The sequence below is a fragment of the Psychrobacillus sp. FSL K6-1415 genome (genome assembly GCF_038003185.1).
In the GTDB taxonomy this organism is placed as follows: Bacteria; Bacillota; Bacilli; order Bacillales_A; family Planococcaceae; genus Psychrobacillus; species Psychrobacillus psychrodurans.
Genome location: NZ_JBBOOQ010000001.1, coordinates 1,415,618 through 1,427,996, shown reverse-complemented (window position 1 = coordinate 1,427,996; position 12,379 = coordinate 1,415,618). Strand labels below are relative to the sequence as shown.

At 33.1% G+C, this 12,379-nt stretch carries 10 protein-coding genes and 2 pseudogenes; 1 reads left to right on the top strand and 11 read right to left on the bottom strand.

What is annotated here, in order from left to right:
* Window positions 1–260 precede the first annotated feature (260 nt).
* The 6 genes and pseudogenes from MKY60_RS06595 to MKY60_RS06570 all read right to left on the bottom strand — a co-directional run bounded on the left by MKY60_RS06595 (window position 261) and on the right by MKY60_RS06570 (window position 5,389).
* Complete coding sequence (locus MKY60_RS06595; RefSeq protein ID WP_340929124.1) at window positions 261–995, bottom strand: urease accessory protein UreH domain-containing protein; 735 nt, start codon at window positions 993–995, stop codon at window positions 261–263.
* Window positions 996–1,017: 22 nt separating this feature from the next.
* Complete coding sequence (locus MKY60_RS06590; RefSeq protein ID WP_340929122.1) at window positions 1,018–1,941, bottom strand: F510_1955 family glycosylhydrolase; 924 nt, start codon at window positions 1,939–1,941, stop codon at window positions 1,018–1,020.
* Between the two features lie 15 nt (window positions 1,942–1,956).
* On the bottom strand, window positions 1,957–2,634 hold the full coding sequence (locus MKY60_RS06585) for a response regulator transcription factor (RefSeq protein ID WP_340929120.1): 678 nt from the start codon (window positions 2,632–2,634) through the stop codon (window positions 1,957–1,959).
* A gap of 51 nt (window positions 2,635–2,685) precedes the next feature.
* Window positions 2,686–4,047 (bottom strand): sensor histidine kinase, encoded by a 1,362-nt coding sequence (locus tag MKY60_RS06580; protein WP_340929118.1) that lies wholly within the window; start codon window positions 4,045–4,047, stop codon window positions 2,686–2,688.
* Between the two features lie 55 nt (window positions 4,048–4,102).
* Window positions 4,103–4,637, bottom strand: a pseudogene (resA, locus tag MKY60_RS06575) (thiol-disulfide oxidoreductase ResA).
* A 41-nt stretch (window positions 4,638–4,678) separates the two neighbouring features.
* Window positions 4,679–5,389, bottom strand: coding sequence for a cytochrome c biogenesis CcdA family protein (locus tag MKY60_RS06570; protein ID WP_340929116.1), 711 nt, complete (start codon window positions 5,387–5,389; stop codon window positions 4,679–4,681).
* A gap of 874 nt (window positions 5,390–6,263) precedes the next feature.
* Between MKY60_RS06570 and MKY60_RS06565 the strand changes: the two genes are divergently transcribed.
* Window positions 6,264–7,139 (top strand): hypothetical protein, encoded by an 876-nt coding sequence (locus MKY60_RS06565; protein ID WP_340929115.1) that lies wholly within the window; start codon window positions 6,264–6,266, stop codon window positions 7,137–7,139.
* 136 nt (window positions 7,140–7,275) lie between these two features.
* Here the strand turns inward: MKY60_RS06565 and MKY60_RS06560 are convergent.
* The 5 genes and pseudogenes from MKY60_RS06560 to MKY60_RS06540 all read right to left on the bottom strand — a co-directional run.
* Window positions 7,276–7,338: pseudogene (locus MKY60_RS06560) on the bottom strand (universal stress protein); the annotation flags it as partial.
* A 144-nt stretch (window positions 7,339–7,482) separates the two neighbouring features.
* Window positions 7,483–8,703: a tyrosine-type recombinase/integrase gene (locus MKY60_RS06555; RefSeq protein ID WP_340929114.1), complete on the bottom strand. Its 1,221-nt coding sequence runs from the start codon at window positions 8,701–8,703 to the stop codon at window positions 7,483–7,485.
* A gap of 73 nt (window positions 8,704–8,776) precedes the next feature.
* Window positions 8,777–9,169, bottom strand: a complete 393-nt coding sequence (locus MKY60_RS06550) for a hypothetical protein (protein WP_340929113.1) — start codon at window positions 9,167–9,169, stop codon at window positions 8,777–8,779.
* Window positions 9,169–10,164 carry a hypothetical protein gene (locus MKY60_RS06545; protein ID WP_340929111.1) on the bottom strand — a complete coding sequence of 332 codons (996 nt, stop codon included), beginning with the start codon at window positions 10,162–10,164 and terminating at the stop codon, window positions 9,169–9,171. Before MKY60_RS06545 ends, MKY60_RS06550 begins: the two co-directional genes overlap by 1 nt.
* Window positions 10,139–12,379: a tyrosine-type recombinase/integrase gene (locus MKY60_RS06540; RefSeq protein ID WP_340929109.1), complete on the bottom strand. Its 2,241-nt coding sequence runs from the start codon at window positions 12,377–12,379 to the stop codon at window positions 10,139–10,141. The genes MKY60_RS06545 and MKY60_RS06540 overlap by 26 nt, the downstream gene beginning before the upstream one ends.

Below are 12,379 nucleotides of genomic sequence, written 5' to 3'. Positions count from 1 at the left end.
AACTTGGGGTGGCTGTTGGATATAATATTGTAGGAATTCCAGTAGCTGTAGGGGAACTTTATAAGTACGAATTGCTTTAAGTCTAGCAATAGGTGCTATCTTGATCCCTCTAAGTAGGTAGTAGCCATTAAAACTCGGTTGCTAAAACTATAAATTAATTATATTCATTGATAAATAGTAAAGCTCCAAGAAGAAATTAATTCTTCCTGGAGCTTTACTATATATACTTGTGAACCCTTCAATATGGAATCGATTAACATTTAGTTCCCCCAGTAAGTAATCGTGTCAAAAAGTCCTATAATTACAAGAATAAATCCTGCAATACGTTGGACAATTCTTCCGAATTTCATACTTTTTTTCATAATTATTCGCTTTGCATCGAATAACCATATGAATACAAATATAAGAATCAGTGGAATGGATGTTGCTATTCCAAAAACGGCAGGTAAGATAAAACCATAAGAGGTTGATACCACAGTAGGCATTAACCAAACAAAAAATAGAACAAACATAGTTGGACAGAATGCTAATGAAAAACTTGCTCCCAACATAAACGAACCAAACTTTCCTTCTTTTAATACCATAGGGATACTCATTGTTAAACGAGTAAGAAATCTAAGCTTAAAAATTCCTAAAAGTACAATTCCCGTAACGATCAAGAGAGGACCAATTACTTTTCGGAAAATCGGAAAATACTCTGTCATTTTTGTTTCGAATGATTGACCAAGTATCCAAGCCAAAAATCCTATTAAACTAAACGCAACAACTTTCCCTGCGATAAAAGATACTATCTCTCCCCAATTACTCTTCATTTGAACAGTACGACTTCCGTAAAAAGTAATTGCACTCATATTTCCGGTAAGTTGACATGGTGCAACAGCCCCAATCAAACCAAGAAGAAGTGCAACTACAATTGGATTATGTTCAAAGGAGTTCAAGAAAACAGTAACGGGTTCACTGATTGTTTGACTAATCTTCCACATCAAACTATACATTTATGAAACACCTTCCATTTTCTTATTTTGCTAACTCACCATTTGAAGCAAGTTTACTCCAAGAAAGTCCTTCATCTTTCGTTAAATAAATATTATTGTTATTTGTAACAAAAACGATTTCTTTTTGATTCTCAGGATTTACGGCGATAAACATGATTGGATCCATATTCAAATCTTTGGGAAGTTGGATGTTTATTTCTTCATTACTTTCATACAAGAATGATTTAAGGTATACCTTATCGTTTCCAAAATTCGTATAATACCCTCCCGTTTCATTCAAGGTTACATAAGTGACATTTTTAGTATCGTTCATTGATTTAAAATTTTGTCCATAATCGTCCGAAATAAATAATCCATCCTTGCTACCAATTGCAATTAATTCTTTACGCGTGGGATGGGCAGACAAATTAGAAATATATTTTGAAGTAAATCCATTCATATTTGCTTCCGTCCAAGAAGCCCCCTCATCCGTAGAATAGTGTAGACCTGCTTTAATATCTTCAACTGGCATTTCGTTTAAAACATAAATCGTATTAGAATCATAACCAGCTGCAAGGTAATGAAAATCAATCTCTCCGTAAAACGCTAATTGTTCAAAACTTGCTCCTTTATCTATGCTTTTAATTAGACCAAGAGGATTTTTATACTCAGATCCCTCTTCAGGATGCCCACTTGAAAAGAACCCCTCTCGTACAGCCTGAAAGCCCATATAATCATGTTTTTGACTATTAGCTTCTTTCCATCCGTCCTTGCCATATTCATATAGTCCAAAATGTGTTGCGATGACGAAATCTCTTCCTTCATTTATATATCCCAAACCGTGTATATGATCAATTTCATTATTTTTTACTTCCGTAAATGAATATACTTCATTTTCATTTGAGTTACATGCAGACAGTACTAATATTAGTACAATTAAACCGATAAAAATTTTATATTTCTTCATTTTAACCTTGCTCCTTTAGCTCCATTTATATCCGATTCCCCATACTGTCTTTAGAAACTCTTCAATAGGAAAACCATTAGTTTTTAATTTTTCTCTTAAATTGCGAATATGTGAGTCCACCGTTCTTGTATCTGTATATGTGCCATATTCCCATGCTGCATCCAATAACTCTTCGCGTGTATACGTCTTTTTCGGACGAGTAATTAGTGCTTCGATAATATAAAATTCTTTTAAAGTGAGTTGTACGATTGAATCATGAAATTGTAATGAATATGTTTCTCTATCTAACTTAAAACCTTCGTAATTAATAGTCGCTTCCTCCGGTTCGTTTACAGATAAACGACGTAAAATTGCGTTAACTCTTGCTACCAATTCTTTTTCGTCAAAAGGTTTCGTTATATAGTCATCGGCTCCAGTGTTTAATCCTTTTACTAAATCTAACTTATCTGATCTTGCAGTGAGCATAATAATAGGTACATTAGAAAACTCTCGTATCTTTTCACATACTTCCCATCCATCCATCTCTGGCATCATAACGTCTAATAGGACAAGATTAACTTTCTCATTTTTCATTATCTCTGTCGCTTTCTTGCCACTTGTTTCTTTAATACATTTGTATCCAAGCGGTTGGAGAAATAATTCAATTAGATCTAACATTCTTTGCTCATCATCCACTAATAAAATTGTTCGCATATAGCTTAAAACCTCCTGTCCAATTACGCCTTGCACAACTCCCACATAATGCTAAATCATTACGGTAAATGTACTTCCTTTTCCAAAAATGCTTTTGACCTCAACGCTTCCTCCGTGTGCTTCCACTAATTCCTTCACAACGGCAAGTCCAATTCCTGATCCACCAAATGAACGCGAACGTGACTTTTCAACACGGTATAACTTCTCAAATATGAACTCAACTTCATCGCTGGGAATTCCTATACCAAAATCAATTACAGAGATGATTGTTTTCTTCTCTTTATTATGAACTGCCAACGTGACTTCTGTATCTTCTTTAGAGTACTTTAAAGCATTATCAAGTAAGTTCAATACAATTTGCTCTAATCGCAAGGAATCCGCATGAATTTGAAAATTGTCTTCACATACAAAACAAAGTTTAATATTTTTCATTTCAAAAGAAGGTCCAACTAGTTTGATGATATTTTCAAAAAACGTTTCTGCCCAAAAATAATCCTTTGACACAGTGAAAGTATTCTCATCCATACTTGCTAAATCTAATAAATTTTTAACTAGTTCTTTCATTCGTTCTGACTCTTCCGCAATTATTGCCAGATACTGTTCTCGTTCTTCTTTACTAATCTCTTTTCTCATGGCTACATTAGAATAACCAATTAAGTATGTCAAAGGTGTTTTTAGTTCGTGAGCAACTGAAGCTAGAAATTCATTTCGCTCCGTTTTTATCTTTTCAAGATCATTGGCTAACTTTTGAATTGAACCTGACAAATCCCCCAGTTCATCTTTACCGATGTACGGAAGACTCACGGCAAAATCCCCTTTGCTTAATTTCTGAGTAGCTTCTTTCATACGTATTAAAGGTCTAGTGAGAAGTCTAGATAAGGCCGTATAAACGATAAATAAGAGGATAACACTTGTCCCACCAGCAATCCCGAAATGCATGTTTAGCTTATCCACCAATTGTTTTATAGAACTTGTACTTTGAAACATGACAACATAACCATGTTGATCATCACTCACTTTGTAAGGATGCGCACTAATAATATAAGGTGACTCACTCCACTCTGTAATTAGTATCTTATCTATTCTGGAATCAAGTTTTTTAATAATTGGAAGAAATTCAACTAAAGACTTAGTATTTTCAAACGAACTGCTTATTATTTCACCTTTATTATCCGTAATAATGACTTCTCGATCTCCCCCTTTTTCCATCAATACGATATGTTTCATAGTTGTCTCAGAATAGTATTCTACAAGTACTTCTCTGTGATTTGATCCATTTTTCAACAATAAAGAAAATTCTTCCTCAACTCTTGTGTGAACAATATTTTGATGGAGATAAAAAATAAGAAATGTTTCCATTATCAGAACAACGATAAAAAAGTAGGCTGTTAACTTTGTCGAAATTCTATTCATTAGAACACACGCACCTTCTCACTAAAAAATCTAAACAATATTTGATATTTCATGTTTAGTCAGGCATTATTTGCTCCATATACTTCTTAATGCTTTCTTCACATCTCACCAGTAATTATTTTCTCAATTTTACCCTCTGGATTAACTAGAAAAGTGGTTGGTAAAGGATTAATATTGTAAGTTTCCATCACACTTTTATTTTTATCAGTTAAAACAGGAAAACTTAATCCTTTTCGATCTATATATTTTTGAACTATAAAATCGGATTCACCTATATTTACGGCTAGTATTTGGAGGCCGTTTTCTTTTACTTTTTGATACTGTTTGTCCATTAGCGGAAATTCCCTTTCACACGGTTTACACCAAGTTCCCCAAAAGTTCAAAAATACCCCTTGACCTTTGTAGTCAGATAATTGATGCTTTTCTCCATTCATATCAACAAGTACAAAATCCGGTGCTGCATCTCCCACTTGTAAAACTTCATTTTTTCCCTTACTTAAATTTGAGTATATAGTGAAAACAATAACTCCAACCATTAACGACAAAAGTATAAAACGCATGTAAAACCTTTTTTGCTTTTTATTATCCATAGTAATGAAAAACCCACTTTCTAATAAATTTTAATGGGAATCTAAAACCCTGTAAATCCTCCAAAAAAAGGAGTCAAAAATGCAATAATCTTTGTCATCATATCAAAATACAACAAAACGCCCATTACAATCATTAAAGATCCTCCTAACCTCATAAACAATCCACTTCTTTTTTGAAGAAACTTCATTTTTCCAACAAATAATGACATTATGAGAAACGGAATGGAGAAACCTAGTACATAAAATAGCATATACAACATTCCTCTTTCTGGGTCAGACACTCCTAAAGCAATTACACCTGCAAGTATTGGTCCTGTACACGGTGTCCATCCAGCAGCAAATCCCATACCAATCAATACGGATCCTATATAACCTTTAGGTCTTTTTCTAAATTGGACTCTTTTCTCTGATAATAAAAATTCAAATTTAAAAACCCCAATAACTACTAAACCAAAAAATACGATGATAATCGCACCAATTTGTCTTAGTAAGTCTTGGTATTGAAGGAAAATCGTCCCGATGAAAGAAGTGGAGAAACCCAAAGCCATAAAGATGGCTGAAAATCCAAGTAAAAATAGAAGCGTGTGTACCAATGCCTTCCTATTTAGTATTCCTTTATCTTCTTTTAGTTCATTTAAAGACACCCCAGTAACATAAGAAAGAAATGCAGGGTAAAGAGGTAATGAACAAGGTGATATAAATGACAGTAACCCCGCCCCAAAAGCTAAAAATAAGCTTAATTGTTCAAACAAATAGTTTCACCTATCCTTTCATGCAGATATTTTACTTACAATGCTCTCTTATCCTTCTAGCAAGACAAAGAGTTTAAATAAGTCACTAAACTTATTGGTTCTCCTAAAATTCCGCTAATTCTCATATCTTATATTAAATGGACTTTAACTAACGAAAGAGTTCTAAGTAATAATGGAATGATTCGAAACCTTAAAGAATATTATTCAAACAAATCCATGTAGGATTTGTCTCACTATGGGAAAACCGATTAACGCAATCCTCTGAAATAGTATAGAGAATAAATATGAAGAAACTGTGCAGAATCTAACATATATGAATCTAATAAAATTTATATAGATCTTTATGATCTTTTTGTGTCTGAATCAATCTTTTCTTTTTTCCTCAATTAACATAGCCTAAAAGTAAATGACAAATTACAGGATATTGGTCTTGGTAGCTGTACTTCAACCAAGTTTAAGTATTATATTTTTGGTATAGTCATTGACATTTCAGAGAGGAAAGGAAATGAAGGAATGAATTATTAATCAGTGGTGGCTGACACCAATGAGAATATTATTCACTTGTTTAATTGGCTTATTTTCAAAAGCATTTGCTACGTTAGGGACAACTTTGAAATGATTGTTTATAAACTACTGGATGTATGTCTCTTCTAAAAGAATCCTTCTCGTAAAAGGTCTCTTTTATTTTTATTCTACTGCTCATTATTAAATAAGGCACCGCTATGAGCATACAACTAAATCTTTAGTAGCAGGTTTTGTCATTTCTTCTATAAAATAGCTCGTTTTTAACAATGAAATGCTATAAACTTATAGTTATATATAACCTTTCAAGTAAGAAAGAGGGAAACTAACTTATAGTATAGGGGGATGGATTTTGGAAACGATATTTCAAGAGTTTTTAGATGCAAGTACCGAATTAGACGAACTAGCTTTAGAAGGATATTTTGGAGAAGAAGTAAAAATGGCTACAACTAGAAGAGATAGAATTCCTGTTGATCTTTCTCTATATGAATCATTACGTTTATGGATCGATGGAAAGGAACAAAGTCACGACGAGCTAAAGAAAGAATATATAAAAATGTTTTTTAAGATATATTTTAATGCTTACAAAATACAACCACAAGAAACAATTGATGTAATGACTTCATTTTTCTACGGTCCAAAGGAAAATTCAGAAATGGAGTATATGTCAGCTTACAGTGAATATGCAAGATTGTTTACCGAAACAAAAAACGATCTTTTACAATTAGCTGGTTCACAAAAAATTTCCGAAAAGAAAAAATTAGGTTCCTCTTTGTCTAATACATATTCTAAAGGGGTGGAGTTCTTAGGAAAAACACTTACTACTTTGCTTGTGCTTCAACAAATTATTAAAGGCAAACCCTACAACTATTATAAAATTTACAATCTAACGCTTTTTGATAAGCTTACTAAATTAGAAAATAACGATATAGAAAGTTATAACAAAATAATTGCTGTCATCAATAGGAATTTAAGAAACGCCGAAGCTCACCTAAGTTTGAATTTTAATGGTGCAACTAATACTTATTTTCTTAAAAAGAAATCCAAAGGAAAAATTAAAATAGAGAACATACCTCTGCCTTTAATGGTAACTGAACTATATCCAAGCATTGGAGCATATGCACAATCATTTGTTTACTCAGGAATATTATTTACTTTAGCGTTAAGAGACAGAGATCTTTTTAGTGAAGCTATTAATGATATCTACAAGAAAAATGAAATAAAATAAAATCGCCAATTTTGGCGATTTTATTTTTCTTTCAAGCACTTTACAAGGTGTAACTAGAGTCGTAACAATTATGACAATAACCATTGCTGTGTAATTAATTTTCCTATTTTATAATCAACTCTGGACAATTTGCACGTTATATGACCTTATGACTTACACTTCCTAAAACCATTTCTTGCAAGCTATTTAGTCCTCTACTCCGATAACTACTAGATCTATATTTATTTACAGTTATTAAATAATGAACATTTCAATGTCTTCGTCAATAAAACCTCTTCTTTACGCACCTTTTGATGCAACAAGCATGCGAAATTCTTAAAGATACATCCCCGACATAAAATCATTACTGTTTTTCAATAGCTTTAAATATTTCTTTGTTGATAGGATCATCGAGAATCTCTAATAACCCATTATGAAAATAACGATTTACCAAATGGACATAGTATTTATATGTAGTACTAATATTCTCATGCCCCATCCACTCACGCAATTCAGCATCTATTACGGCATTATAAGCATAAGCTTTACCTAGTAATTTATATTGTTTTAATCTATCCAAAATAAAGTATGTTGCAAAAGCATGTCTAAACATATATGGAGTAATTTTCTTCTCAGGACATCTAGAATCTTTCGCTACTTTATCAAAGTTGTCTTGAAGCATTTTAGGTGTAACAACCTTCCCATTCTTTGATAAAAACAACGCATTATTTGGTGGCATTTCACCGTTATTTCTTTCTTGATATCTTGCAGCACGTTTAACCCGTTCGGGCATCCATTTTCTGCATATAACAGCCCAAACATCGGGTGGATACTTGATGTCCCTATCTTTTCCTTTTGATTCAAACCGAAACAAGATTTCTTTTAGATCTGATAACTCTTCGTCACGATAACGTTTCAATCCTGCATTTAACCCTGTACCCTTGTATGGTAACTGGAATAACTCTTTAGGTCTTAGTGCTGTTTTCCATAAAACAAGAACAATGAAGCCGTATACAACATCATCAAATAATTCCACAATTCTTGGAATGTTTTCTTTGTGAATAAACTTATCTCTCTCACGGTCAACATGCATGGTTGACCCATTTCCTATACGCATTCGCTTTTCTACTTGTTTTTCCGTTTTAACCATTGCAGAGCTATCCTTTATACGAACGGTAACTTTCTCTAAATCCATTTTCCAATAATGTTTATATCCTTTTTCTGTTGTCCATTTAAAAAAGTAACTCAATATAGCTATATAATCCTCAATAGTTTTATTACTCGGTCTTCCTTTAATGTCTCTATTATTTATTAAATATCCGATATAAGCGTTTATTACATCTTCATCTGTCAATTGCCAATTTGTTGCTTTTATTCCATTATCATCTCGCCATTGAAGGAATCTTGCTAGAACTGTTGTGTATTGCTTTAGAGTTTCTATGCTTCTGGACTTTTTTTGCGCTAATGCAATTGCCCAATAACTCGGTCCTTCTATAGCTCGAAAATCATCATCTAAAAAAATTGGAACAGTATCTTTAGGAGATACATCAGTATTTTTCAAACCATCAGTATTAAACAGATGCATATTACCTTCCTCTACCTTTTTTATAATTTAAGCCTTATGAGAAGACATGAGCTGTTACTAAAATTAAAATATATTAATCTAATCTTTCCAATTCCAATTGGTATAAAGCAATCATCTTATCAACCATATCAATACTATCTCTTAGTTTCATTAACTTTTCGTTATATGACTTAACAAACTCGTTTTGGTCAGGATAATTAAGTTCTTCCTGCTGCAAGGATTTATTTCTTAACACCCCTTTTTGCAGTAACTCCAACTCAAGATTCTTTAACATATCTTTAAGCAATGGATTTTGTCTCAACGCACTTTTACTAAAGCCACACTCTTCACATATATGTGATCTTCTTAACTTTTCGTTACTAGGGTTAAGGTAATTGAGCCAATCGTCTTGTTGATTATGGAGTTTTATAAATTCAATAAATGCTTTTACGTTGTTAGCTCCTTTAATCCGTCCCGATTCAGACATCACGCCCCCCCCCCGATAATGATTTCATTGAATCCTTCATTAACCGAAACCTCTTCAAATTTCTCAGCAAACCTAATAATAAAATCACTAGGAATAGTAGTTTTAAGTCTAATCCTGCTCTCGTTTACATTTCTTTCTAAACACTCTCTCGTATCACACAAAATTCTTACACAAACAATCTTGCAATCAGAATTTTGGTTTCTTATATACTTCAAGATCATTCTCCTAATTGATTGAGTATGATTTGTTCCATCGAAGTACACTACGGAGCCTACGTTCTGTGGTTTGTGATCTGCTATCCAAGAGGATTTTCCACTTGCGAAGTTTCCGCATAATACATAAACGACATTAGGTGGATAACTTTTACTAAATAAATTATTCAAATTCAGTAAAGAATCGTATGTTAACTCAAGTAAATCCAAATTACTAATATTTGCTCTTTGAGTTTCCGAGTACACGTCAATTATTTCTTTTTTCACAAAGGGAACCATATTGGTATTACGACCTGAATCAATTTTTAATCTTTTAATCTCTGTTTCATAGAATTCACAACGATCTTTTAGTTCATTTAACTCGATAAGAGTATTGGTTTCTCTTCCTATTTGTTCAGGAGTTTTTTTGGCTAGGTGCATATATTTATGAAGTTCATCAAGGAGTTTCTTGAAAACATTATCAGCCTGTCCACTTATAAAATCCAACTTTTCTTGGCAAATTCTTAATTCACCCTCAAGTCGTTGAGCTTCTATTTGCCACTTGGTTTGTTCATAATTTTTGGTTGAAGCTAGTTTGAGCTTCGAAGAGGGCTTATTGCTTTTTATGACATCACGTACTTCAACCCAATCGGGGTGTTTCGAATAGATAGTTGCACGACTAACCTCAGAGATTTCTGATACCTCTGTAATCGTAATTTTTTCCTTTCCACTATCTCGTAAAGATGCAACTACGGAATAAACTAGTTTAAGCGCTTCATCATGCTTTAATATTTTGTTCGCCACGATTATGCCCCCCTGCCTCTGAAGTCAGGAAATTTTCACTTACAAGATCTGGAAAACACCATTTTACATAATCAATTCCTTTTAATTCGTACAACCTTTCAATACAATCCCTTATAGTTTTGTTTGAAAAACGCTTCTGACTCTCACTACAATAATCATCTTTTATAAAATTAGCATGAAAATTGATAGTATCTTCAAGGTCTTCTACCGATTTGACTGTGAATACAGACCAATTGCAATCCGTAACATTGCAATTACAAGATTCCGGCGCTAAATGAACTAATCCAGAATGAGTATTTGTACAAATTGCTCCGAAAGACGTCCGATGCAAAATGTTTAAACCGTCCTGTAGTAAGATTTGAATATACTGCTCAAGGCCCTCCCAACCGTCATCATTCAATTTTGCCTTAAATATCGTTGATTCTTCAACTAATCTTTTAATCCTGTTTCCTGCTACACCAGCAATACATTTTTTATCTAAAGCTTCTAGTAATTCACTAAGTAACTCTTTATTTCTTTCAATAACAGCTAGTTTCATTTCTTCAGCCATACCGGGCATTTTCACGATATATGAGAGCGTCATTGCCAGACTCTTGTGGGAAAATAGTCTCCTAATAACACTGATGTTGTTCGGATTTTGGTAAATTGCAAACATTGCAATTGTTTTACGAAACTGATGAGGATGAATATGTTCTATTCCAAGATCTTCACACCAACGGCCAAGAAACTGATTAATACTTCGAGCAAGAATCTCTTTTCCGAAGTTTGTAGTAGAACTAACCATCAACTTCTTTGATTTTCCCCATATACGAGCCTTCTCTGTAAGTGCTTCTAAACATTTAAACGCTTTATACGCTATTGCTGGTACTGGAAGAACTATCGGATCACCTGTAGAACCTTCGGATGTTTTAAAAATTGTTATTCTAATTCGGAAATCATCTTCAGACCCTTTAACTTGCCAACAATTACCGGCTTCAAGAAGGTACATTTCACTATTTCTCATTCCCGTAACCAAAAAGAGAATGACAACGCATGAATTTCTTAACTCCGTTACAAGTTCCATAGCTTTTATCTTAATTTTAAATACATCATATACAATAGCAATGTCTATACTCTCTAATTCAATTTCTAGTTCCAAAGCTATATTTATTACTTCGCTATGCTTTAATTTCCAAATATTTGAAGTGTAAATTGAATTATGCTTATTCCACTCAGGGTGATTCTTAACGGCAGTTCTAAGTTTGTTATTTAAGTCCCTGCTCATAGTAACTTGACTATAATCCGTGAATTTAAAAATTTGAAGATCTAATATCTTCAAATCCATATTCAACAAATTGTAAATAGCTTTACCCCATTCAAAGGACTGGATTTTAGCGTTATCCCCCCCAGCAATAACGGGCCAAAGGATGCTGTATATTTTCAGAACTTCGGCAGATTTTTTTTCAATATTTTCTATGCAATAAGGAACTAACTCCGAAAGCGTATCAATTGATATAGGCAAATACTCGCCCTTATTATCTTCCGCTTCTTTGGCCATTTTTGAATACATATCGGCATCGAATGGTTCAAAATTCAGGCGATAATCCACTGGAATCAACTTACTTTTAGATAGTCCCGCCCAATGTTTAACTTGTTTAGCAAAGTTATAGACAGCACCAGGTTCTTTCAAATCATTTTTGATAAAGTCTGTAAAATGTTCTTTTGTTAAGTAAACAGTGTTAGTAAAAGACCCATTTCCTTGAATATCAATAAAAAGCCTATGTTTATAAAGAAACTTTCCTAAACTTTGAAGTTGCTTTAAAATTGCTTTGGATGTATTAAAAGATTTTACATTTTGTAAACAAGCATTTTGAGGTAAGGAATAAAACGCTATCATTTTGAGCAACCGACATAGGTATTTGTTTTCATTTGCAATCAGCGAAACACCCTCCGAAACTTCTTTGTCCCAAGAGAAAAAGCAATCATCTTTATAAATTTGGCTTCCCTCTTGCCTCCAATCCCAAAGAATATCTTTATAAGTGCTTAGTTTACTAACCTTAAAATCTTGTATTTTGTCAAATGGGATATCTGATAGGCTATAGAAATTAAAAGACATTTCATCTATCTTTTCTTCCTCAAATTGTGGATTAACGTCTTTTATTACTTCATCCATAAGTTCTGCCTTGTATTTTTCTGTTATTTGGTCAATAGCTAGATCATACAGATTTTTCCCCAT